General features: G+C 69.2%; 20 protein-coding genes and 1 tRNA gene. 13 read left to right on the forward strand and 8 right to left on the reverse strand.

Annotated features, from left to right (window positions below; all coding sequences use genetic code 11):
* Positions 1-14: 14 nt before the first annotated feature.
* From GVO57_RS04535 to GVO57_RS04550, 4 genes are all read right to left on the reverse strand, one after another.
* The gene (locus GVO57_RS04535; protein WP_160592166.1) at positions 15-2222 is read right to left on the reverse strand and encodes a GumC family protein; all 2208 of its coding nucleotides are present in this window, start codon (positions 2220-2222) and stop codon (positions 15-17) included.
* Positions 2223-2230: 8 nt separating this feature from the next.
* Positions 2231-2914 carry a polysaccharide biosynthesis/export family protein gene (locus GVO57_RS04540; RefSeq protein WP_233281473.1) on the reverse strand — a complete coding sequence of 228 codons (684 nt, stop codon included), beginning with the start codon at positions 2912-2914 and terminating at the stop codon, positions 2231-2233.
* 107 nt (positions 2915-3021) lie between these two features.
* A complete protein-coding gene (locus tag GVO57_RS04545) occupies positions 3022-4449 on the reverse strand; it encodes an O-antigen ligase family protein (protein WP_160592168.1) in 1428 nt (475 codons plus the stop codon).
* Positions 4450-4814: 365 nt separating this feature from the next.
* Entirely contained in the window at positions 4815-5642 is an 828-nt protein-coding gene (locus tag GVO57_RS04550; RefSeq protein WP_160592169.1) for a LytTR family DNA-binding domain-containing protein, read from the reverse strand.
* Between the two features lie 220 nt (positions 5643-5862).
* On the opposite strand from GVO57_RS04550, the gene GVO57_RS04555 reads away from it, so the two are divergent.
* A complete protein-coding gene (locus GVO57_RS04555; protein WP_233281474.1) occupies positions 5863-6903 on the forward strand; it encodes an alpha/beta hydrolase family protein in 1041 nt (346 codons plus the stop codon).
* A 111-nt stretch (positions 6904-7014) separates the two neighbouring features.
* Here the strand turns inward: GVO57_RS04555 and GVO57_RS04560 are convergent.
* From GVO57_RS04560 to glpX, 3 genes are all read right to left on the reverse strand, one after another.
* Positions 7015-7089: transfer RNA gene (locus GVO57_RS04560), tRNA-Glu, on the reverse strand.
* Between the two features lie 47 nt (positions 7090-7136).
* A complete protein-coding gene (recJ, locus tag GVO57_RS04565) occupies positions 7137-8918 on the reverse strand; it encodes a single-stranded-DNA-specific exonuclease RecJ (protein WP_160593822.1) in 1782 nt (593 codons plus the stop codon).
* An 86-nt stretch (positions 8919-9004) separates the two neighbouring features.
* Positions 9005-9973 carry a class II fructose-bisphosphatase gene (glpX, locus tag GVO57_RS04570; RefSeq protein WP_160593823.1) on the reverse strand — a complete coding sequence of 323 codons (969 nt, stop codon included), beginning with the start codon at positions 9971-9973 and terminating at the stop codon, positions 9005-9007.
* A gap of 158 nt (positions 9974-10131) precedes the next feature.
* Between glpX and GVO57_RS04575 the strand changes: the two genes are divergently transcribed.
* Positions 10132-10515: a hypothetical protein gene (locus GVO57_RS04575; protein WP_160592170.1), complete on the forward strand. Its 384-nt coding sequence runs from the start codon at positions 10132-10134 to the stop codon at positions 10513-10515.
* 208 nt (positions 10516-10723) lie between these two features.
* On the opposite strand, the gene GVO57_RS04580 is transcribed toward GVO57_RS04575, so the two are convergent.
* The gene (locus GVO57_RS04580; RefSeq protein ID WP_160592171.1) at positions 10724-12013 is read right to left on the reverse strand and encodes a homoserine dehydrogenase; all 1290 of its coding nucleotides are present in this window, start codon (positions 12011-12013) and stop codon (positions 10724-10726) included.
* 25 nt (positions 12014-12038) lie between these two features.
* On the opposite strand from GVO57_RS04580, the gene GVO57_RS04585 reads away from it, so the two are divergent.
* The 11 genes from GVO57_RS04585 (at position 12039) to GVO57_RS04635 (ending at position 22414) form a co-directional block, all read left to right on the forward strand.
* Entirely contained in the window at positions 12039-12881 is an 843-nt protein-coding gene (locus GVO57_RS04585; RefSeq protein ID WP_160592172.1) for a nucleotidyltransferase family protein, read from the forward strand.
* Positions 12878-13507, forward strand: a complete 630-nt coding sequence (locus GVO57_RS04590; protein ID WP_160592173.1) for a histidine phosphatase family protein — start codon at positions 12878-12880, stop codon at positions 13505-13507. The genes GVO57_RS04585 and GVO57_RS04590 overlap by 4 nt, the downstream gene beginning before the upstream one ends.
* Entirely contained in the window at positions 13504-14025 is a 522-nt protein-coding gene (locus GVO57_RS04595) for a hypothetical protein (RefSeq protein ID WP_160592174.1), read from the forward strand. Before GVO57_RS04590 ends, GVO57_RS04595 begins: the two co-directional genes overlap by 4 nt.
* 166 nt (positions 14026-14191) lie before the next feature.
* Positions 14192-14878 carry a PEPxxWA-CTERM sorting domain-containing protein gene (locus GVO57_RS04600; protein ID WP_160592175.1) on the forward strand — a complete coding sequence of 229 codons (687 nt, stop codon included), beginning with the start codon at positions 14192-14194 and terminating at the stop codon, positions 14876-14878.
* 174 nt (positions 14879-15052) lie between these two features.
* Complete coding sequence (rlmN, locus tag GVO57_RS04605; RefSeq protein WP_160593824.1) at positions 15053-16237, forward strand: 23S rRNA (adenine(2503)-C(2))-methyltransferase RlmN; 1185 nt, start codon at positions 15053-15055, stop codon at positions 16235-16237.
* Positions 16238-16357: 120 nt separating this feature from the next.
* Entirely contained in the window at positions 16358-17233 is an 876-nt protein-coding gene (locus tag GVO57_RS04610; protein WP_160592176.1) for a cytochrome b/b6 domain-containing protein, read from the forward strand.
* The gene (locus GVO57_RS04615; protein WP_160592177.1) at positions 17230-17991 is read left to right on the forward strand and encodes a molybdopterin-dependent oxidoreductase; all 762 of its coding nucleotides are present in this window, start codon (positions 17230-17232) and stop codon (positions 17989-17991) included. Before GVO57_RS04610 ends, GVO57_RS04615 begins: the two co-directional genes overlap by 4 nt.
* 78 nt (positions 17992-18069) lie before the next feature.
* Positions 18070-19326 carry an SAM-dependent methyltransferase gene (locus GVO57_RS04620; RefSeq protein ID WP_160592178.1) on the forward strand — a complete coding sequence of 419 codons (1257 nt, stop codon included), beginning with the start codon at positions 18070-18072 and terminating at the stop codon, positions 19324-19326.
* A gap of 60 nt (positions 19327-19386) precedes the next feature.
* Positions 19387-20625, forward strand: coding sequence for an argininosuccinate synthase (locus tag GVO57_RS04625; RefSeq protein ID WP_160592179.1), 1239 nt, complete (start codon positions 19387-19389; stop codon positions 20623-20625).
* Positions 20626-20660: 35 nt separating this feature from the next.
* On the forward strand, positions 20661-21524 hold the full coding sequence (locus GVO57_RS15245; RefSeq protein ID WP_268830447.1) for a hypothetical protein: 864 nt from the start codon (positions 20661-20663) through the stop codon (positions 21522-21524).
* Positions 21416-22414, forward strand: coding sequence for a hypothetical protein (locus GVO57_RS04635; RefSeq protein WP_160592181.1), 999 nt, complete (start codon positions 21416-21418; stop codon positions 22412-22414). Before GVO57_RS15245 ends, GVO57_RS04635 begins: the two co-directional genes overlap by 109 nt.

The raw sequence follows: 22414 nt of genomic DNA on the forward strand, positions 1-22414 counted from the left end.
CCACGACGTTGGGCTCACGCCGTGCCCGACTGACCATAGCCATAGCCATAGTCATAGCCGAGGCTCGCCCTGCGGGATTCGAACTTGGTCAGCACCGCCCCGATGATGCGCGCGCCGGAGTCCGACAGGCGCGCAAGCGCCGTCGCGACCTGACGCGAGCGCACGCCATGGGATTCGACGGCATAGACCACGCCTTCGACGCGCGCGCCGATCAGCGGCGCATCGGCAAGGCCCATCACGGGCGGACTGTCGATGACCACATGGTCGAACTGCTCGAGCAGGCGGTTGAGCAGCGTCGACAGCCGGTCGCTGGAGAGCAGTTCGGCGGCATTGGGCGGCAATGGGCCGGCCGTCATTGCTGCAAAGCCGAAGCGCGTCGTCGGGACGAGCAGCCCTTGCAGCTCGTCCTCGCCAGCCAGATAGTTGCTGAGCCCCCGCGACTGGTCGACATCGAGCAGGCTCTGGACCGAGGGCGATCGCATGTCGCCGTCGACAAGCACGACCCGACGGCCGCTGCGTGCAAGCATGGTCGCGATCGAAAGTGCTGTGGTCGACTTGCCTTCAGCAGGCCGCGTGCTGGTGACCGAGAGCGTGCTGGGCACACCGCGTTCGCTGACGAAACGCAGATTGGCCTGGACGGCCAGATACGCGTCGAACAGCGGCGACTTGCGGTCGTCGAGCGCATCCGAGGGCTCGACATCCATGGTCCGCGGCACAGTCCCCAGCAGCGGAATGCCGAGCCTTTGCCGCACTTCCGACGGATCGGTGATCGATTCATCGATATGATCGAGCAGGAGCGCCGCGCCGACACCCAGCATCGTGCCAAGCACTGCCGAAATGAAAAGGTTGAGGAACAGGCGCGGGCTGGATCGCCGGTCGGGGGCCGAGGCGGTATCGACAACGGCGATGTTGTTGACGCCGACGCCGCCGGTAATCCCGATTTCCTTGTAGCGTTGCAGCAGGCCGTCATAGAGGGCGCGGTTGGTGTCCACCTCGCGCTGATAGATATTGTACTGGATGCTGCGCCGTTTCAGGTTCAGCAGATCACCCTTCAGGTCTTCGACCCGTTTGGCGAGCTGCTGCTCGCGGTCGAGTGCGCTGTTGAACTCGCCGCCGATCGATCCCGAAACGCGGACCTCTTCGCGCGCGATGCCGCGATCGAGCTGCGCGAGCTGCGCCTTCATTGCCCGCACGGCCGGATAGTCATCCTCGAACTGCGACGTCAGCTTCTGCAGATCGGCGGCCAGTTCGGCACGGCGCGCACGCAGCGTGTTGATCGCCGGGTTTTCGAGCGCCTCGGCCGTATCGCCGGCCCGGCCCCTTTGCTGATGGAACCGTGCCTGGGCCTTCACGCGTTCGGCAGTGGCTTTGGCAAGCTCGATATTGAGCGATGCCAGATTGTCGGCCACGATCGAACGTTCTGCGCGACTGTCACTGGGGCCGCCGGTCGTGGGCAGGTTAATGATGCGCTGGGCCGAGGCATAGGCGACGAGCTGGCGCTCTGACTCTTCGAGCCGCTGGCGCAGCTGGCCAAGGCGGTTCTCGAGGAACGTTCGCGCATAGGAGCTGGCCTCGTAACGGCGCTGCAGCGTCGCCTGGATGAAATTCTCGGCCCAGGCATTGGCGATCCGGGCGGACAGTTCCGCATCGGGCGTGGTGACTGACACATCGACGAGCCGCGACAGGCGGATCGGGTTGATCCCGACGACCTTGAGCAGCGCCTCGGCCGCCAGCCGCGTGCGGAGCGCGCGGTTCGCGGGCGTGAAGCCCTCCGCGTCTCCGTTCTGGATGCCGTGGTTGGACAGGTCGACCCCGAACATGCGGAAGAAAGCGGGGTCGTCCTGCAGCTTGAGCTTGCCGACGACGCGCTCGGAAAGGCCCTGCGAGCGCAGCAGACCATATTGCGTCTGATAGAATTCCTGGTCCGCGTCGCTCGCTTCCTGCTCGACACCTTGCAGATTGACGATCTTTTTGGATTCGCGGGCGATTTCGATCCGCGTGATCGCCGTATATTTGGGCGTCATCAGCAGAGTGATGACCAAGCCGAGCAGGATGAAACCGACGATCGTTCCGGCAATCAGGAACTTCCAGCGCTTGGCAATCCGCAGATATTCAAGCGCGATTGGCGTGTCTTCGCGGCCGGTTTCGCCACGAAGTGCGGCCCCGGCTTTAGGCAGAACGCTGCCCGCGTCGCGCGGGCTGAAAACTTCTGGGCGGTTCATCACAATCCCTACTGGATGATAGCCACAAGCGGGGCGGCAAGCAGCGGCGCGGTCGCGACCACATCGCCGAACAGCCGCCGAGCGGGCGAGTCACCGACGACGACCACGTCGTTGGCGAAGATTGAGGGATCCGGATAAACCCCGCGGCGGATCGCCGACAGATTGTACAGCCCGGCCATGCGCTGGCCGTTTACCTGACGAAGAATGACGACGTCGGTGGCCTTGCCGAACTCGGAAAGTCCCTTGGCGGAGGCGATTGCCCGCATCAGCGTCGTCTGGTTCGTGACCGGATAAAGGCCCGGCTCCTTCACCTCGCCATCGACGGTCACCACCTGGCTGACCGAAGACTTGACATTGATCGTCACGTCCGGATCGCGCACATAGCGACCGCGGAGCCTCGAGGCGATTTCCTCCGACAGTTCCAACGGCGTCTTCCCGCGGGCATCGACCTGGCCGACCAATGGCATGGTGATCTGACCGCTCAGGTCGACCTGCAGTTCGCGGCTCAGTTCGGGGACGCCGAACACGCCCACCTCGATGACGTCGAGCGGACCGATCAGGCTGGCGCGTTCGCCGGACGACAGATCGCCTCGGGCCGGCTCGGGCAGGACGGAGTTGTCGGTGATGATCGCCAGCCCCGGCGCCGGCCGAAGCTGGGCGCGCTGGGCGCAGGCGGAAAGCAAGATCAGCACCGCGCATGCGGCTAGAAGGGAACGCATCGGAAATCCGGGCTCGATACTTAGAGGAAGCGCGTTAGCCATAAGGGCTGCACGTAGTTAGGTAAAGCAACGGATGCCCCTCAAGCCAGACGCTCGCCGCGCGCGAGCCTAAGGTGGTCAAGCGCCGTCGCGACAATGAAGACGAGCGCAGCGGCGATCGCCATCATCGTTGGGGTGCGCAGCGGATAGTCGACCGCGCTGGCGAGTGCCATGAGACCAAGGGCCAGGCTGGCCGCGCGCCCCCGGACCACGGCGACATGCGTCGTGCGGTTCGCCCATAGCCTGATCGTCGCCATGCCGAGCCAGGCGATCGCGCCCAGTAGCAGCAGGCATGCCGGCAAGCCGCCTTCCAGCACGATTTGCAGCAGGTCGTTATGGGCCTGATTGAAATAGATCGTGTCGAGAAGATCCGTCGGTTCCACGCGGCGGAACACCGCATCAAAAGATCCAAATCCCGATCCGAAGGGCAGGAAATCAACGGCAAGCGCGACCACCACGGGCGCGGCGCGCGCCCGCATGTCGGCTGACGGGTCGTTGCCGACAAGGCGCTCAACAGCCTCGCCGCGTCCGGACGCCACCGCGACGATGGCCGCAGCCACCGCAATCGCAAGGGCGCCGAACACCAGCAGGGTCGACTTGCGTTTGCTGGCTGACGCACGGGCACCCCACCAGCTCAGAAATATTGCCGCAGCGCCAGCCAGGCCGACCGCACCCAGGGCGAGGCCCGCCCGGGACCCGGTGGCGAGCAGCACCATTACCAGTAGAACGAGTGCCAGCCCGACGCCCCAGCGTGCGATCGTGCCGCGATTGCCACTTCGCCGGATCACCTGCCAGCCGGTCGCCAGCGGGATCCCGATGGCCAGCAGCAGGGCCTGATGGTTCCGGTTGGCAAAAATGCCCGCCGCCTGAAGGTCGAACCCGGTTGCGTAAATCGCCCGGACCAGCTGCCCGCCGGTAATCAGCTGGATGGTTTCGACGCTCAGGGCGAAGGCGATGACGGCAAGGATTGTCGGATACACCCATTCGCGGGCGCGGCTGTCCAGCCCGGCCAGACCCCATAGAACGGCCAGCGGAACCGTGAGCGCCAGCAGTGCATTGACCGCCATGTCGGGCACAATGGCAAGCGGACGCCATGGCTGCGCAATCCCGGCGAGCGTTGCCGCCGCGGCAAAGTCTTCGCGGCCCGGCAGTGCCGTCCAGATCGCGGGCGGAAGCGGAACAAGCTGCACGAACACCAGCATGATCGCGCCGCCCAACAGCAGCGCCGGCGCGCGCAAAGATGGCAGGTCGTTCGGCAGGCGACGGAAGCATGCCCAGGCGATTGTCGCAATCGCCACCAATCGAACGGGAATCTGCACGACCCGGTCATAGCGGCTCGATCCGCCCAGAAAGACCAGAACGATCACGAAAAGGGCCAGCAACATGTGGAAGCCATGGGCGCGGAAAAAGGCTGGAATATCCGCGCGTCGCGTCTGGTGGTGCCGCGTCCGCTTAGTCTTGACCCGCATCACTCGCCCGTCGCCGCATCTGGAAGCACAGCATTTCGCCCATTCCCTGTCCAATCCGCCTGTCCATGGTCATGGGTACATGTTCATGTCGACGTGCCCTGCTCATGGTCATGCATGGAAATCAAGCCCGAACGTTGTTTCGGGCACATGATCGATCGCATCTGTCCAGCTCTGCGCCTGGCCGCGCATCAATGGGCGAAAAGCCGCGTAACGATTGGCGCCAACCAAAAGATAGCGCGCTCCACACTGTCGGTGGGCATGGGGCGGACGGTGGCGATGTTATGTCGAGTGACGATGGCGAAAACAGTGCTTTGCCGACCTTGCTTCAACTGTCGTCATGCGGTGGTCCCGCCCTCCCTTTCTATTCACAGCCACCCCGCCGCGCGCAGGGTGGTGACGGCGCTGCGCGACACCGGGGCGGTCAAGCCGTTGGTCAGGTGCAGGTTCATCGACCGGGCGGTGCCGTCGACGCGCACCACCGCATGGCGCGCGACCCACCACGACCGGTGCGTCTTCAGGCCTTCGACCGCGGCCATCGCCTCGATCGCGCGCGCGAGCGGCATCAGCACCAGCTCCGATCCGCGCGGCGAATGGATGCGGACATAATGATCCTCCATCTGCAGCGCGATGACGTCGCTGCTGAACAGGGCCGCGTGCGCTGCCGGGGCCGGGCGCGACTGGGGAGGCGACGGGGACTGGGCCAGTGACGGGGCGACGGACCGGCTGCGGCGCGCGCGGCGGATCGCAAGCGCGGTTCCCGGCACCACCACCATGCCGATGATGACGACCTGAGCGTACCAGATGGCCGGCGACAGGCCGAGCCGGGCGAGTTCGGGCCACAACCAGAAGGCGAACGACCGCGTTGCCCAAGCCTGTGGCACGCTCGCGGCCAGTACCCACGCCAGCAGCAGCGCCCAGAATCGCCGCCCGCCCCCGGCATGGCGGCGCATCGCCAGCCCCAGCCCGGCCCCGTAGAGCGCGAGGCCGCACCACATGCTCGCCACCCAATAGAGGATGCGCACCGGCGCGCTGCCGTTCAGATAGCTGCCAAACGGCCCCAGCATGCCAAGCAGCACGCCCCCGGCACTCGTCAGCGCCAGCACGCGAACGACGCTGCCCGGCACCGAGGCGGCGGGCGCAGGTTGGGCAGAGGCGGCAGCGGCGGCAGGAGGAGCGGGGGCGAAATCGGCCATGCCCGTTCCTAATGCGATTTGACGGTCGGTGGAATCTCCCGGCCCTGGCGATAACGCGGGAGCGCAGGGTGATGGCGCGCGCTCCTGTGCCGTTTCCGACCGTCCCGTTTCCTCCAGTCCCGTTTGCCGGGTCGCGAACCCGTTCGCCCATTCACGAAATCCGGCTCGCAGGGGCCGGAAAAGCCTGTCGATACCGGCGGCGCAACTTTGGAGTGCCGTCATGTCTGCTCGTCTGTTTCTGCGCCTTGCCCCTGCGATGCTGTGCCTGTCGGCACCGGCCCATGGCCAGGGTGCCGCCGCCCCTGCGTCCGTCCCCGCTGCCGTTCCGGGCCAGGCGGCGACGCGTGCCGAGGCGGGCGCGGGCGTCGGCTTTGAGCAGGCGCGCATGGGGGACGGCACTGAGATCGGCATCTGGTTTCCGGCCTATGGCGCGGCAAAGCCGCAGCGGCTGGGCCTGTATGCGCAACAGGCCATCACTGGTGCCGCCCCGGCCGGCCGCCGGCTGCCGCTGATCGTCATGTCGCACGGCAATGGCGGGCATTTTGCCGGCCATTCCGACACGGCGGCGGCGCTGGCGCGCGCCGGCTTCGTCGTCGCGTCACTCACCCATCCGGGCGACAATTGGCGCGACCAGAGCCGGGCGACGCAGATGAATGGCCGCGTCACCGCGCTTACGGCGCTCATCACCCATATGCTGGAAAGCTGGCAGCATCATGCGGTGCTCGATCCGCAGCGGGTCGGCGCGTTCGGCTTTTCGGCGGGCGGCTTCACCGTGCTCGCCGCCGCCGGGGGACGGCCCGACCTTGCCCGCATGGGCCGCCACTGCGCCGATCATCCAGGCTTTTTCGATTGCGGGGTGGTGAAGGCGCATCCGCTGCCCGATCCCGCATGGACGGCCCGGCCGGACCGCCGCATCAAGGCGGTGGTCGCCGCCGCGCCGGCACTGGGCTTCACCTTTGGCCGCACGGGGCTGAGCCGCGTGACCATGCCCGTCCAGCTGTGGCGGGCCGACAATGACCCGGTGCTGCCCGCGCCCTTTTATGCCGATGCCGTGCGCGCCGATCTGCCGCGCCGGCCCGAATTCCACGCCGTTCCCGGGGCCGGACATTTCGATTTCCTCGCGCCCTGCGATGCCGGCGGGGCGCTGGCGCGCATCTGCGCGACCGAGGGGTTCGACCGGGGGGCTTTCCACGCCCGGTTCAATGCTGAGGTGGTGCGGTTTTTCCGCCGGCATCTGGCCCGCGCGCAAAGGCCGGGCTGAGGATGGGCGGCGTGGACAGAAGGGGCGCGCAAACCGCCCGTTTCGTCCGCCAGTGATCGCAAAATGGATTTCACCAGCGCCCGGCGCGCACAGGACGACTGCCGGAAAAGATGGTGACCCCTACGGGAATCGAACCCGTGTTTCAGCCGTGAAAGGGCCGCGTCCTAACCGCTAGACGAAGGGGCCATCGCTGGCGAGGCGCTCCGTTAGACGGGTCCGAAGCGCTGGTCAAGTCACTCAACCCATGCTGCGTCATCAATATGCATTTCTGCTGCCGGCCGGGTGCCCCAATCATCGGTTTTGGCCCGTCCGGCCAGCCACAGCCGCCGGTCCGCAGGCGCGCCGAGCAGCGCCTGACCCAGATCGGTGTCGGCGGCGCGGAAGGCGACGGCCTTCACCCGCGCACCGTCCTCGCCGGCCAGAATCGTGCGCACATGGCCGCTGCCGACAATATCGGCGCGCACGATCCTGACCGGCCCGGTCGCGACGCGCGGCGCGGGCCAGCCCATGCCGTAAGGCCCGGCCTCGTCGAGCGCCTCGATCAGGCTTGGCGACAGGCCGCGCGGGCTGACCACGGCATCGATGGCAAGCGCGCGCGACGCCGTGGCCGCCGCCACCGCATCGCCCAGCCGTTCGTTGAGGAAATCGCGCAGCGAATCGACCCGGTCGGCCGTTACCGTCAGCCCCGCCGCCATTGCATGGCCGCCGCCCGCGACCAGCAGCCCCGAATCGCGCGCGGCCATCACCGCCGCGCCCAGATCGACACCCGCGACCGACCGGCCCGATCCCTTGCCGATCCCGGCCTCGTCGATGCCGATCACGATTGCCGGCCGGCCCAGCCGTTCCTTCAGCCGCCCGGCGACGATGCCGATCACCCCCGGATGCCAGCCCGCGCCTGCAACGATCTGCACGGCATCGTCGCTGCGCGCCGCCGCTTCGGCCGCCTGCTGGACCTCGGCCTCGATCGCGCGGCGTTCTTCGTTCAGCGCGTCGAGCTCGGCGGCGATTCGGGCGGCCTCGTCAGGGTCGCTGGTGGTCAGCAGCCTGACCCCCAGGTCCGACCGCCCGACCCGCCCGCCGGCATTGATGCGCGGGCCGAGCGCAAAGCCCAGATCATGGGTGAGCGGCGCGCGCGACAGCCGCGCGGCGCGGGCGAGCGCGGTCAGCCCGATATTGCGGCCCGCCGCCATCACCTTCAGCCCCTGGGCGACAAAGGCGCGGTTGAGGCCCTTGAGCGCCGCCACATCGGCAACCGTGCCGAGCGCGACCAGATCGAGCAGGTCGATCAGCCGGGGTTCGGGCCGGGTGCGGAAATGGCCGCGTCCGCGCAGCTCGCGCAGCAGCGCCGCACCCAGCAGAAAGGCGACGCCGACCGCCGCCAGATGGCCATGCGCCGCGCCCTCATCCTCGTCGAGCCGGTTGGGATTGACGAGCGCATAGGCCTCGGGAAGCGCGCTTGAGCATTTGTGATGATCAACGACGATCACCTCTGCCCCCGCCGCGCGGGCCATGGCGAGCGCCTCGAACGCCTGAGCGCCGCAATCGACGGTGACGATCAGCCGCGTGCCGCTCTCCGCGATCCTGACCAGCGCCTCGCCGCTTGGGCCATAGCCTTCCATCAGCCGGTCGGGGATATAGGCGGCGGGCGACAGGCCGAGCCCGGCGAGCAGGCGGATCAGCAGCGCGGCCGAGGTTGCGCCATCGACATCATAATCGCCGAACACCGTCACCGCCTCGCCGCGCTCGACCGCATCGGCCAGCCGCGCGGCCGCCCGGTCCATGTCGCGGAAGATCGACGGATCGGGCATGAACGCGCGGATCGTCGGCGCGCGGTAGATCGGCACCGCGTCGCGCGGGCAGCCGCGCGTCATCAGCAGCTGCGTGACCAGATCATCGGGCCTGAGATCGCGGTCGATCCCGTCGGTGGGCGCGCCGCGCCAGTGCCAGGGCTGGCCCAGCACCGAACGGGTCACCCCCAGGGCCGGGGGGAGAGCGGAAGGCGGCAGGGCTGTCATCGGGGGGCGGTGCTCCATCCCCCGTTCCTAGCCGCTGCCTGCCCGCCGCGCCAAGCGGCAGGGCTGCCCCGCCAGCGGGGCGGGGCTCAGCCTTCGCCCTGGTGTTCGCCGCGCACCCAGCGCACGGTGCCGGTCGAGGCGCGCATGACGACGCTTTCGGTGGTCATCCGGCCGCCCTTCAGCCGCTTCACCCCGTCGAGCAGCGATCCGTCGGTCACGCCGGTCGCGGCAAAGATGCAGTCGCCGCTGGCAAGTTCGGTCAGGTCGTAGATCTTGTTCAGATCCTCGATCCCCCATTTGCGCGCGCGTGCGCGCTCATCCTCGTTGCGGAACAGCAGCCGGCCCTTGAACTGGCCGCCGACGCAGCGCAGCGCCGCCGCCGCCAGCACGCCCTCGGGCGCGCCGCCCGACCCCATATAGACGTCGATCGTCGTGTCGGGGTCGGTCGTCGCGATCACGCCCGCCACATCGCCATCGGGGATCAGCATGATGCCGCAGCCGACCTCGCGCAGTTCGGCGATCAGCTTTTCATGCCGCGGCCGGTCGAGCACGCAGGCGATCACCTCGTCCGGGCGCACGCCCTTGGCGGCGGCGATGGCGCGGATATTGTCGGCCGGGCTGCGATCAAGGTCGATCACGCCTTCGGGATAGCCGGGGCCGACGGCCAGCTTGTCCATATAGACGTCGGGCGCGTTGAGCAGGCAGCCCTTCTCGGCGATGGCGAGCACGGCAAGCGCATTCGGCCCGGCCTTGGCGGTGATCGTCGTGCCTTCGAGCGGGTCGAGCGCGATGTCGATCGCCGGGCCGGTGCCCGAGCCGACCTTTTCGCCGATATAGAGCATCGGCGCTTCGTCGCGCTCGCCCTCGCCGATCACGACGGTGCCGTTGACATCAAGCTCGTTGAGCGCGGCGCGCATCGCCTCGACGGCGGCAGCATCGGCCGCCTTTTCATTGCCCCGTCCGATCAGCCGCGACGCCGCAATCGCCGCCGCTTCGGTGACCCGCACCATTTCGAGCACCAGCACGCGGTCGAGATTCTGGCTTGCCGTGACCATGAAGACGCATCCCCTGTCCGAATAATCAGTCTGCTTACGCGCGCCGCGATAGGCGACGAAGGTTGCGATGTCGAGAATCACCCCGCGGCCATGGTTCAGTCATCGTTCACGCCGCTGCTCTAGCCTCTGCCCGGCAAAGACAGCGGGGGAGGCGGCCCATGATCCTGATGCGCGTGATGGCGGGACTGGTGCAGGCGCTCGGGGCCGAACCGCCGCCGATGCTCCCGGCCGCCCCACCGCCCGATGCGGTTGCGACCTATGACCGGATGACCCGTATCGAGCCGCGCTGCCAGGCGCCGGCAGGGCAGGACATTCTGGTGTGCGCGCGCCGCGGCGCCGACCGCTACCGCGTGCCGTTTCTGGTTCCGACGCCGGGCGATCCGCGCAACCTCGGCCCGCATGGCGAGCGCGCCGCCCTGCTCTACCGGGCCAGCCCGTGCGAGGAATCGGGGCCGTTCCTGATCGGCTGCGGGATGGCCGGCGTCACCGTCAGCACCAATCTGGGCACCGGACGCGTCGAACCGCGGCCGCTCGCCCCCTGAGGGGGTGTTTTTGTTTGAGTTGCGGCACCGTTGTTTGTGATTGGGAAGAACGGCACCGGGAGTTTTGGTTTGAGTTGCGGCACCGGCCCGCTCCCCCACCCGGCCACCCATAGCGTATCCTGCCGTTGGGTGGCCGGGTGGGGGAGCGGGCCGGTGCCGCCCCCGCGCCGTAAGGCGCAGCACAAACAACCGGGAGCGGGCCTCCCGCTCAATCGAGGATATGCATCAGCATCGGCTGGCCGCGCAGCCAGGGGGCGCCGTCCAGCCGCTCGATCGCCTGGGCGACCGCACGTTCGGGGCCTTTATGGGTGACGATCGCCACCAGCACGCCGCCATCGGGCATCGCGCCGCGCTGGATCAGGCTTTCGATCGACACGCCCGAATCGCGCATCGCCGCCGCGATTTCGGCCAGCACGCCGACCTTGTCGTCGACCGTGAAGCGCAGATAGGCACGGCCTTCGCGCGCACCCGGATCGGCGGGCGGCTGTTCGCCGAGCGCCGCGACGGGCATGGCAAAGGCCGGGCCATATTCGCCGCGCGCAATGTCGATCAGGTCCGCCACGACCGCGCTGGCTGTCGGCCCGTCGCCCGCGCCGCGCCCCTGAAACAGCAGCCGGCCGACGAAATTGCCCTCGGCCACCACTGCGTTCAGCGATCCGGTGACATGGGCAAGCGGATGGCTGACCGGCACCAGATGCGGGTGGATGCGCTGGAACAGCCCGTCGGCGCGCATTTCGGCATGGCCGAGCAGCCGGATGCGGAAGCCGAGCGCCGCCGCCTCGGCGATGTCGGCGGCCAGCACATGGCGGATGCCGGTGGTGCCGACGCCGGGAAAATCGATCCGCGTGCCAAAGGCGAGGCTGGCGAGGATCGACAGCTTGTGCGCGGCATCGACCCCGTCAATGTCGAAACCGGGATCGGCCTCGGCATAGCCGAGCGCCTGCGCCTCGGCGAGCACATCGGCAAAGTCGCGCCCCTCGGCCTCCATGGTCGACAGGATATAATTGCAGGTGCCGTTCAGAATGCCATAGACCTGCTGGATGCGGTTGGCCGCCGCGCCTTCGCGCAGCCCCTTGATGACCGGAATGCCGCCGGCGACTGCCGCTTCATATTTGAACGCCACATTGCCCGCCTCGGCGGCGCTCGCGAGTTCCAGCCCGTGATGGGCGATCATCGCCTTGTTGGCGGTCACCAGCGCCTTGCCGGCGGCGATCGTCCGCCGCGCGAGGGTGAGCGCCGGGCCGTCGCTGCCGCCGATCAGTTCGACGACCACATCGACGCCGTCCAGCGCCGCCATCTCGCCCATGTCGTCGATCCACCGGAAGCGCGACAGATCGACGCCGCGGTCCTTCGCCCGGTCGCGCGCCGAGACGGCGACGATCTCGATCGGCCGCCCGGCGCGGCGCGCGATCAGATCGGCATTGGTGTCGAGCAGGCGGACGACGCCGCCGCCCACCGTTCCCAGGCCCGCCAGGGCGATTTTCAAGGCTTCAGTCATGCCGATCATGGGCTAAAGGGCCGGCATGGCAAGTCAATCGCCCATTGCGCCGCCGCCGGGTTCGCCCGCGATCCTGATCCTCGCCGGCAAGCGCGACGGCCGGCTCGATCCGCTCGCCGAACAGGCGGGTGTCAGCCACAAGGCGGTGGTGCCGATCCGCGGCAAGCCGCTGATCGTCTGGGTGCTCGAAGCCGCCGAGGCGGCATGGCCCGACAGCCCGATCTATGTCTCGATCCATGACGCGGCGGTGATCGCCGGCCTGCCGATCGTGGCGCGGCTGCAGGCGGCCGGGCGGCTGATCGCGGTGCCCGCCGGGCCGGGGATCGTCGAGAGCCTGGAGGCGGTGGTCGCGGCGGCGGGCGACCGTGCCTGGCCGATGCTGGTGACGACCGCCGACAATGTGCTGGTCACGCCCGAGGCGTTGCGCCGGCTGCATGACGAGGCGGTGCGGGACGGGGCCGGGGCGGCCCTGTCGGTTGCCAGCCGCGAACAGATCCTCGCCGCCCATCCCGAGGGGCAGCGGCGTTTCTACGAGTTTGCCGATGTCGCGATTTCCAACTGCAACGCCTATTGGCTGGCCGATGCGGCGGCGCTGCGCGCGGCGGAAAGCTTTCGCGGCGGCGGCCAGTTCATCAAGACGCCCGGCGCGATCCTGAAGGCGTTCGGGCTGTGGAACCTGATCGGCTTTCGCCGCCGCTGGTGGTCGCTCGACCGCATCATGGCCAATCTGTCGCGCCGTTTCGGCGTGCGCGTCCGGCCGGTGTTCGTGACCGACGGGGCGCTGGCGGTCGATGTCGACAATCCGCGCACCTATGCCATTGCCGAAGTCCTGCTCGCCAGCCGCAAGCCGGAAGCGCGGGAGGCATGAGCCGCATCTTCATCGCCCGCCACGGCGAAACCGTGTTCAACGCCGCGCGGCGGATGCAGGGCGACCAGCTCGACACGCCGCTGACCCGCGCGGGCTTTGCCCAGGCCGATGCGATGGGCCGGGGGCTGCGCGACTGGCTGGGGGATGCGCCCGCCGCGCTCGAGCTCTGGTCCTCGCCCTATGGGCGGGCGCTGCAGACGCTCGCCATCATCGCCGAACATATTGGCGGCGACTGGCATGGCTGCCGCCGCGACCAGCGGCTGGCCGAGATCAATGTCGGCGGCTGGGGCGGGCGCAGCTATGCCGAGATCATCGCCGAGCAGGGCGAGATCGTCTGCCGCGACACCCATCTGTTCGCGGTGCGCCCGCCCGGCGGCGAATGGTATGACGAGATCGCCGCCCGCCTGTCCGGCTGGATCGCCGATCATGGCCGCGCGCCCGGCGACCGGCTGGTGATCATGCACGGCATGTCGTCGCGCGTGCTGCGCGGGCTGCTCACCGGCCTGCCCGTCGATCCGCGCTGGCGCGCACCCGTCGCGCCGCATCTGCCGCAGGGCACGATGGTGGTCATCGAGGGCGGGCGCGAGGCGATCGTCCATCTGGGCGGCGGCGCGGCCCCGGCATGATCCGGGCGGCGGCGATCCGCACGGTGCTGGCCGCCGCCGCCGCGACCGGCCTGACGCCCGCGCCGGCGGCGGGGCGCGAGGATCTGGGCATTTATGGCCGCTGGGGGGCGTTTCGTGACCCGGCAGCCCGGCGCTGCCATGCGATTGCGCGGCCCGTGCGCCCCGCCCCGCCGGCGGGGCGGGCGATGCCCGATCAGCCTTATGCCAGCATCGGCTTCTGGCCCGGCCGCCAGCCGGGCGGGCAGCTGCACCTGCGCCTCAGCCGCGCGCATGGCGGGGCGGCCGGGCCGGTGCTGTCGGTCGGCGGCCGTCGATTCGCGCTGATCGCCCGCGGGGTCGATGCCTGGGCCGCCGATCAGCGGATGGACGCCGCGATCATCGCGGCGCTGCGCAGTGCCGAGCAGATGACGATATCGGGCCGCACGGCAGGCGGGGTCGGATTTGCCGACCATTATGCGCTGCGCGGGGCGGCCTCGGCGATCGATGCCGCAATGATCGGCTGCGCCGTGCGTCGATAAGCGGATGTCGGTCCGGCGTCTGGCGCAGTTGTTCTGAAGAAATATCGTTAATGATCCGCTTTGGGACGGGGCGAATTTAACCAAAGACGGATGATAAACGAATCGTTACTTGGGCTTCATCCAGTCCGGTCTGGTCCGGATCTCCGATTTCAAAAGGGGTGTAGCCATGAAGTCTGTCGCTCTCGCGTTCGTCCTCGCCGCCACGCTGGCCGCGCCGGCGTCTGCCGCCAACCTGCTGGTCAATGGCAGCTTCGAGAACGGCTTCAATGGCTGGACGCTGGGCGGCACCTCCGGCGACGGGGTGCAGCCCGCGGTGATCAACTATAACAGCGCGACCGCCTATCCGACCGGCGCCTATGGCGAGGCCGTGCCGGCGACCAACAGCGCGGCCAATCCCGGCTTTGACGCGGTCGGCAGCAAGGCCGCCTATTTCGTCGCCGACCTCGCCCGGCCGCAGACCCTGTCGCAGACCGTCAATGTGATTTCGGGCACCAACTACACCTTCGGCTTCGACGTCTATCTGCCGTTCAACGGCGCGGCCAACCCGAACGATGCCAGCTTCACCGCTTCGGTCGGCGGCATCCAGTTCGCCAGCTTCTCGGCAAGCGGCCAGCCGGCAGGCAAGTGGCTGACCTTCAAGTCGAGCGGCGTCGCCACCGTCACCGGGCCGAGCACCTTCCAGTTCACCTTCAACAGCTTTGGCATTCCGGCCAAGGACTTCGTGGTCGACCGCGTGTTCTTCGCGCCCACCGACGCGGTGCCGGAACCCGCCAGCTGGGCGATGATGATCACCGGCTTCGGCCTGGCCGGCATGGGCCTGCGCCGCCGCGCGGCCACCGCCGCCTTCGCCTGATCCGCCTTTCAGTTGCGCAGCGCCGGGCCGCCGCTCCTTGGAGCGGCGGCCCAATCCCCGTTATCAGGCCCGTCGCTCCTCGGAGCGGCGGCCCAATCCTCGTTAGGGGGCTCGCCCCCCGACGCTCGCAAAAATGCCGCATTCCGCTTACATGGGACCGCGATGACCCCGACCATGCAGATGCCCGGCCATATCGACCCCGTGCCCGTGCCGCGCGCCGCCACCCCGCGCGCCGACGGGCGCATTGACCTGATCGGCCTTGCGCGCGACCAGATCCGCGACACGCTGGAGGCCGCCGGGCTGGAGCCGCGCCAGGCGCGGTTGCGCGCCAAGCAGCTGTGGCATTGGATCTACAATCGCGGCGTCACCGATTTCTCGCTGATGACCGACATTGCCAAGGCGCAGCAGCCCTGGCTGGCCGAACGATTCGCCATCGGCCGCCCCGAAGTGGTCGAGGCGCAGGTCTCGTCCGACGGCACGCGCAAATGGCTGCTGCGGTCCGATGACGGCCAGGATTATGAAATGGTGTTCATCCCCGATGCCGATCGGGGAACGCTGTGCGTGTCGAGCCAGGTCGGCTGCACGCTCAACTGCCGGTTCTGCCACACCGGCACGATGCGGCTGGTGCGCAACCTGAGTGCGGGCGAGATTGTCGGCCAGGTGATGCTGGCGCGCGACGCGCTCGGCGAATGGCCGAGCCAGCCCGAGGGGCGGCTGCTGACCAACATCGTGATGATGGGCATGGGCGAGCCGCTTTATAACTTCGACAATGTCCGCGACGCGCTGCGCATCGTGATGGACGGCGACGGCATCGCCCTGTCCAAGCGGCGCATCACGCTGTCGACCGCGGGCGTCGTCCCCAAAATGGCTCAGGCCGGCACCGAGATCGGCGTCAACCTGGCCGTGTCGCTGCATGCGGTGACCAAGGAGGTGCGTGACGAGATCGTGCCGCTCAACCGCAAATACGGGATCGAGGAGCTGCTCCAGGCCTGTGCCGACTATCCGGGCGCCAATAATGCCCGGCGCATTACCTTTGAATATGTGATGCTGAAGGACCGCAACGACAGCGACGAGGATGCGCGCGAGCTGGTGCGGCTGCTGCGCAAATACCGGCTGCCGGCCAAGGTCAACCTCATCCCCTTCAACCCCTGGCCGGGCGCACCCTATGAATGTTCGACGCCCGAGCGGGTGCAGCGTTTTTCCGACATCGTGTTCGAAGCCGGTATTTCCGCCCCCGTGCGGACGCCGCGCGGCCGCGACATCATGGCCGCCTGCGGCCAGCTGAAATCGGCCGCCCAGAAAAAGAGCCGGGCGGAGCTTGATCGGCTGGTCGAGGAAAAACAGGCCGCGCTCGGCTGATCCTGCGCCTGCGCGCCAGCCGCCCGTTCCGCCCCTCCCGCTGCCCGCCCGCACCTGCTAGCCTTGGCTGATCGCCGGGGCCTGTAACCGGGCCAGCCGCACGCGCGAACGGGAGGGCGTATGGGCATCAGCACGCAGGATGACGGCACGCAGGACAGCGGCACGCAGGCCCGCGCCGCCGGGCGGGGCATTTACCGGCACCGGCTGGCGACGCGGCTGTGGCACTGGGTCAATGCGGCGGCGGTCGCGCTGCTGCTGATGAGCGGGGCGATGATCTTCAACGCCCATCCCCGGCTCTATTGGGGTGAATATGGCGCCAATCCCGACCGCGCCTGGCTGCACATCGGCGCGACCGAGCGCACCGGCTATCTGTCGGTTGCCGGCTGGCGGTTCGACACCAGCGGCGTGCTGGGGCGCTGGACCGATGCGTCGGGCGTGACGCGCACCCGCGCCTTTCCGCACTGGGCGACGATCCCCTCGGGCTATAATCTGGCGCTCGCCCGGCGCTGGCACATGGCGCTGGCGCTGCTGCTGTCCTTTGCGCTGCTGGGGTTCATGCTGGCGAGCCTGCTGAACGGCCATGCCGCGCGCGATCTGCGGCTGCGCGCGCGCGAGCTGCGCCCGGCGCATCTGCGGGCCGACATTATCGCCCATCTGCGGCTGCGCTTTCACGATCCGGCCGATCCGGCGGCGTTCAACACCTTGCAGAAGATCAGCTATGCGGCGGTGATTTTCGGGCTGATCCCGCTGATGATCGTGACCGGCCTTGCCATGTCGCCGGGCATGGATGCCGGCTATCCGTGGCTGAGCGGCATGTTCGGCGGGCGGCAATCGGCGCGCTCCGTGCATTTCATCGCTGCCGCCGCGCTGCTCGGCTTCATCGCCATCCATCTGCTGCTGGTGCTGCTGTCCGGGCCGCTGCGCCAGATTGCGGGGATGATCACCGGCTGGGTGCCCGGCGATTCGCGCGCGCCCATGACCGGAGCGGCGGCATGAGCGGCGGCGTGACGCTGTCGCGGCGGCGGCTGATCGGCGGGCTGGCGGCGGGCGGGCTGCTGGGCGGGTGCGACCGGCTGGGCGAGGTGCCGGCGGTGCGCCATTTGCTGTTTTCGGCCGAGGATGCGCACCGCGCGCTCCAGCGCCGGCTGGTCGACCGGATGGCGCTGGCGCGCGAATATCGCGAAGACCAGATGTCGCCGGTGTTCCGCATGAACGGCACCCGCAATCCCGGCACTGCGGACTATGCCGCGCATCTGGCAAATGGCTTTGCCGACTGGCGGCTGCGGGTCGACGGGCTGGTCGCCCGGCCGCTGGCGCTCGACCTTGCCGCGATCAAGGCGATGCCGATGCGCACCCAGATCACCCGGCACGACTGTGTCGAGGGGTGGAGCGCGATCGGCAAATGGCATGGCCCGCCGCTGTCGCTGCTGCTCGACCGGGCGGGGCTGCGGCCGGAGGCGCGCTATATCGTCTTTCACTGCGCCGACAGCCTGGGCGGGCGGCCATATTATGAATCGATCGATCTGGTCGATGCGTTCCATCCGCAGACGATCCTTGCCTGGGGGATGAACAACCGCACCCTGCCCGTCGGCCATGGCGCGCCGCTGCGCCTGCGCGTCGAACGGCAGCTGGGCTATAAACAGGCCAAATATGTGATGCGGATCGAAGCGGTGGCAAGCCTCGCGGCCATCCATGGCGGCAAGGGCGGGCTGTGGGAGGATCTGGCCGGTTATGAATGGTATGCCGGCATCTGAGCCGCCGCGCGCGCAACCGCCTGGCCGGCCCGGCCGTTGCGCAGCCAATCCATCCTCTGGACACAAGCGAGGCCGGCCATGTTCCTTCTCGACCAGCTGCTTGCCCGCGCCGTCCGCGCTGGTGAACTGACCGTCACCTATGCCGATGGCCGGATCGCCCGTTACGGCCAGCCCGCGCCCGGCCGCGCGCCGGTCGCGATCCGCTTTGCCGACCGCGCGACCCCCGGCCGCATCGCCCGCAACCCGCGCATCGGCGCGGGCGAGGCCTATATGGATGGGCGGCTGATCGTCGAGCAGGGCGATGTGCTCGATCTTGTCCGGCTGATCCGCGGCGGCCTGCCGTTTGAAACCGGCGGTCGGCTGGAACCGCCCGCTGTCTGGCGGCGGGCGCTGGGTGCGGTCGCGGGGCGGATCGACCGATTGAACTGGTCGCGGCGCGCGCGGCGCAATGTCGCCCATCATTATGATCTGTCGGACGGGCTCTACGACCTGTTTCTGGACGCCGACCGCCAATATAGCTGCGCCTATTTCACCGATCCCGCCCAGAGCCTCGAGACCGCACAGGCCGACAAAAAGGCGCATATCGCCGCCAAGCTCGCGCTCGCGCCGGGGCAAAGCGTGCTCGACATCGGCTGTGGCTGGGGCGGGCTGGCGCTTTACCTGCACCGGGTCGCCGGGGTCGATGTGCTGGGCATCACCCTGTCGCACGAACAGCTGCGCGTCGCCCGCCGCCGCGCCGCCGAAGCGGGCGTTGCTGACCATGTGCGGTTCGAACTGGTCGATTATCGCGATGTCTCCGGGCGGTTCGACCGCATCGTCTCGGTCGGCATGTTCGAACATGTCGGCCCGCCGCATTACCGGACGTTTTTCCGCCAGTGCCGCAATCTGCTGGCCGAGGACGGGGTGATGCTGCTGCACACGATCGGCCGCATGGGCGGGCCGGGCGTGACCGACAGCTGGACGTCCAAATATATCTTCCCCGGCGGCTATATCCCGGCGCTCAGCGAGATTGTCGCCGCGAGCGAGCCGTCGCGGCTGATCGCCGCCGATATTGAGACGCTGCGCCTGCATTATGCGCTCACCATCCAGCACTGGTATGACCGGACGGTCGCCCGCCGTGCCGAGATCGAGGCGCTGTACGACGCCCGCTTCTACCGCATGTGGTGCTTCTATCTGGCCGGCGCGCTGACCGCCTTTGAAAGCGGCGGGCTGTGCAATTACCAGCTGCAATATGTCCGCGACCGGCGCGCGCTGCCGATCACGCGCGATTACATGGCCGCCGCCGAAGCGCGGCTGCGCGCCGCTCCCGCCCCGTTGGTGCCGGCCCCTGCCTGATCCGCCATTGCGCCCGCGCGGCTTTGTGCATAGTCGGCGGCGAAACGGAGGTTTGTGGGCATGACGGACAAGCGCCAGCGCGCGGAGCAGATCAACCGGGTCGTCCTCGCCTTTTCGGGCGGGCTCGACACCAGCGTGATCCTGAAATGGCTGCAGCAGACCTATGGCTGCGAGGTCGTGACCTTCACCGCCGATCTCGGCCAGGGCGAGGAGCTCGAGCCGGCACGGCAGAAGGCCGCGCTGATGGGCGTCAAGCCCGAGCATATCTTCATCGACGATCTGCGCGACGAGTTCGTGCGCGATTATGTGTTCCCGATGATGCGGGCGAACGCGGTCTATGAGGGCCAGTATCTGCTCGGCACCTCGATCGCCCGCCCGCTGATCGCCAAGCGGCAGATCGAGATCGCCCGCGCGGTCGGCGCCGACGCGGTCAGCCATGGCGCGACCGGCAAGGGCAATGACCAGGTGCGGTTCGAGCTGGGCTATTATGCGCTTCAGCCCGACATCAAGGTGATCGCGCCCTGGCGCGAATGGGATCTGACCAGCCGCACCCGCCTGATCGAGTTTGCCGAGGCGCACCAGATCCCGATTCCGCGCGACAAGCGCGGCGAGGCGCCGTTTTCGACCGATGCGAACCTGCTGCACACCTCGTCCGAGGGCAAGGTGCTCGAGGATCCGTGGGACGAGGTGCCCGATTATGTCTTCTCGCGCACCGTCAATCCCGAGGATGCGCCCGACACGCCCGAATATCTGACCATCGATTTCGAGCGCGGCGATGCCGTTGCCGTCGATGGCGAGGGGCTGGGGCCGGCCGATCTGCTTGCCCGGCTCAATGATTTCGGCCGCCGCCACGGCATCGGCCGGCTCGATCTGGTCGAAAACCGGTTCGTGGGCATGAAGTCGCGCGGCATGTACGAGACGCCGGGCGGCACGATCCTGCATCTTGCCCACCGCGCGATCGAGCAGGTGACGCTCGACCGCGGGGCCGCGCATCTGAAGGACCAGCTGATGCCGCGCTATGCGGAGCTGATCTATAACGGCTTCTGGTTCTCGCCCGAGCGCGAGATGCTGCAGGCGGCGATCGATCACAGCCAGCAGCATGTCACCGGCACCGTGCGGCTGAAGCTCTACAAGGGCGCGGCGCATGTCGTCGGCCGGCGCGCCGATCCGCGCCACAATCTCTATTCTGCCAAGATCGTCACCTTCGAGGACGATGCCGGGGCCTATGACCAGCGCGACGCCGAAGGGTTCATCAAGCTCAATGCGCTGAGGCTCCGTCTGCTCGGGCAGCGCGGATGACCCTGTCTCTCTCCCGCCCCGGGAGAGAGGCGCGGATGGCGGGCGTGGTGCCGCTGGCCCTGGGGCTGGCGGTGGCGCTGACCGCGCTGCAGGTGTTTCTGGCCTGGGCCGATCTGTCGGCGCGGGTGCTGCCCATGGCCGACGACATGCTGCGCCTGGCCGGGATCCGCGACTGGCTGGCCGGGCAGGCGGCGGGTGACCTGACCCAGCTCCGTCTCGGCCCGCCGGGCGGCACCGCGCTCGACTGGTCGCGGCTGCCCGATCTGGTGCCGGCGCTGCTTGTCGCCGCGCTGTCGCCCGTGACCGGTCCGGCGCGGGCCGAGCTGGTGGCGCTGGTGCTGTGGCCCGAGCTGCTGTTTTTTGCCCATATGCTGATCGCCGCGGCGCTGGCGCGCACCCTGGCCGGGCCGCGCGCGGCGCTGATCGCCGTGGTGCTTGCCGCGCTCGCGACGCCCGCCGCCGCCGCCTTCCGGCCGGGGGCGATTGGCGGGCTGGGCATGGGCATCGTCGCGGTCGAGGCGGCGATGCTCGCGCTGGTGCGCGGCCGCTTCGGTGCAGCCGGACTGCTCGCGGCGCTCGCGCTCGCCATCGGCCCGGAGGCCACGCCGCCGCTGCTGGCCGCCCTGGTCGCGCTGATCGGGATCTGGGCGGCGGACCGCCCGGCGGTGACCGGCGGCGCGCTCCTGCGCGGCGGCGCGGGGCTGGCCGCCGGGGCCGTCGCCGATGCGGTGCTTTTGCCTCAGGGCGGCAGCTGTCCGGGCTTTGCGGTTGGCGGGTCGGGGCGGCGGGCGTGGCCGGGCTGGCGCTGGTCGCGCTCGGCCTGCTCGCCCCGCGTCTGGCCGATCCGCGCTGGCGGCTGGGCGCGGCGGCGGCGCTCGCCCTGCTCGCATGGGCGGTGATCATGGCGCTGATGCCGGCCTGCGCAGCCGGAGCCGGTGACGATCCGCTGCTGCGCGCGATCCATCCGGATGGTTTCGGCTTTGCCGCCGCCGGCATCCGCCAGTCGGCGGGGGCATGGGTGGCGGCGGCCGGGCTGGGCGCGACCGGGCTGGCCGCCTTTGCCGTGTCGCTGGCGCGCCGCGCTGCGCCCGTGCGCGACCGGCAGGACGACATCTCCGCGCATGCCGCACAGGCGGCGCTGCTGCTCGCGGCGGGCGTCGCCGGGGCGCTGCTCGGCGGGCTCGCCAACCTGTCGGTTGCGGCCTTTGGCGCGGCGCTCGCCGTGCCGCTGCTCGCGCGGGCCGTGCTCGCGGTGCTTGGCCGGCGCTGGCCGGCGCGGCTCGGCCTGTCGCTGGCGGCGATCGGGCTCGTCTGGCAGACGCTCGGCCTCGCGCTCGATCTGGCGCGCGGACGCCCGGCGGCGGTGATGGCGCGCGCCCATGCGGCGATCGGCGCGGGCTGCCAGGCGGCGCGCACGCTCGACCAGATCGACCGGCTCGCGCCCGGCACCGTCGCTGCCCCGCCCGAGCTTGGCGGGCATCTGCTGGGGGCGACGCGCCACCGCGTGCTTGCGGCCCCGGTGGCGGCGGCGCAGGCGGGCAACCGCGCCTGGTATGACCTGATCCTCGCCGCGCCTGACACCGCCCGCTATCAGGCGGCGCTGTGGGCGGTCGATTATGTGCTGCTGTGCCCGGAAAGCCTGGCCGATCTGCCGGTGCCGCTGCCGCCGCGCAGCCTTGCCGCGCGGCTGCGCGCCGGCGATGCCCCCGACTGGATGGAGCCGGTGCTGATCCTCGGCAGCCGGGCGCGGATGTGGCGGGTCTTGCCGGTGGCGGCGTCCGCCCGGTAG

This window comes from Sphingomonas changnyeongensis (assembly GCF_009913435.1).
GTDB classification, from domain to species: Bacteria; Pseudomonadota; Alphaproteobacteria; order Sphingomonadales; family Sphingomonadaceae; genus Sphingomonas_B; species Sphingomonas_B changnyeongensis.

Excerpts from the sequence above, each read along its gene's own strand:
- GVO57_RS04535 (WP_160592166.1), bottom strand. The coding sequence starts at position 2,222 with ATGAACCGCCCAGAAGTTTTCAGCCCGCGCGACGCGGGCAGCGTTCTG.
- GVO57_RS04545 (WP_160592168.1), bottom strand. The coding sequence starts at position 4,449 with ATGCGGGTCAAGACTAAGCGGACGCGGCACCACCAGACGCGACGCGCG.
- GVO57_RS04550 (WP_160592169.1), bottom strand. The coding sequence starts at position 5,642 with ATGGCCGATTTCGCCCCCGCTCCTCCTGCCGCCGCTGCCGCCTCTGCC.
- GVO57_RS04555 (WP_233281474.1), top strand. The coding sequence starts at position 5,863 with ATGTCTGCTCGTCTGTTTCTGCGCCTTGCCCCTGCGATGCTGTGCCTG.
- recJ (WP_160593822.1), bottom strand. The coding sequence starts at position 8,918 with ATGACAGCCCTGCCGCCTTCCGCTCTCCCCCCGGCCCTGGGGGTGACC.
- glpX (WP_160593823.1), bottom strand. The coding sequence starts at position 9,973 with ATGGTCACGGCAAGCCAGAATCTCGACCGCGTGCTGGTGCTCGAAATG.
- GVO57_RS04575 (WP_160592170.1), top strand. The coding sequence starts at position 10,132 with ATGATCCTGATGCGCGTGATGGCGGGACTGGTGCAGGCGCTCGGGGCC.
- GVO57_RS04580 (WP_160592171.1), bottom strand. The coding sequence starts at position 12,013 with ATGACTGAAGCCTTGAAAATCGCCCTGGCGGGCCTGGGAACGGTGGGC.
- GVO57_RS04585 (WP_160592172.1), top strand. The coding sequence starts at position 12,039 with ATGGCAAGTCAATCGCCCATTGCGCCGCCGCCGGGTTCGCCCGCGATC.
- GVO57_RS04590 (WP_160592173.1), top strand. The coding sequence starts at position 12,878 with ATGAGCCGCATCTTCATCGCCCGCCACGGCGAAACCGTGTTCAACGCC.
- GVO57_RS04595 (WP_160592174.1), top strand. The coding sequence starts at position 13,504 with ATGATCCGGGCGGCGGCGATCCGCACGGTGCTGGCCGCCGCCGCCGCG.
- GVO57_RS04600 (WP_160592175.1), top strand. The coding sequence starts at position 14,192 with ATGAAGTCTGTCGCTCTCGCGTTCGTCCTCGCCGCCACGCTGGCCGCG.
- rlmN (WP_160593824.1), top strand. The coding sequence starts at position 15,053 with ATGCAGATGCCCGGCCATATCGACCCCGTGCCCGTGCCGCGCGCCGCC.
- GVO57_RS04610 (WP_160592176.1), top strand. The coding sequence starts at position 16,358 with ATGGGCATCAGCACGCAGGATGACGGCACGCAGGACAGCGGCACGCAG.
- GVO57_RS04615 (WP_160592177.1), top strand. The coding sequence starts at position 17,230 with ATGAGCGGCGGCGTGACGCTGTCGCGGCGGCGGCTGATCGGCGGGCTG.
- GVO57_RS04620 (WP_160592178.1), top strand. The coding sequence starts at position 18,070 with ATGTTCCTTCTCGACCAGCTGCTTGCCCGCGCCGTCCGCGCTGGTGAA.
- GVO57_RS04625 (WP_160592179.1), top strand. The coding sequence starts at position 19,387 with ATGACGGACAAGCGCCAGCGCGCGGAGCAGATCAACCGGGTCGTCCTC.
- GVO57_RS15245 (WP_268830447.1), top strand. The coding sequence starts at position 20,661 with ATGGCGGGCGTGGTGCCGCTGGCCCTGGGGCTGGCGGTGGCGCTGACC.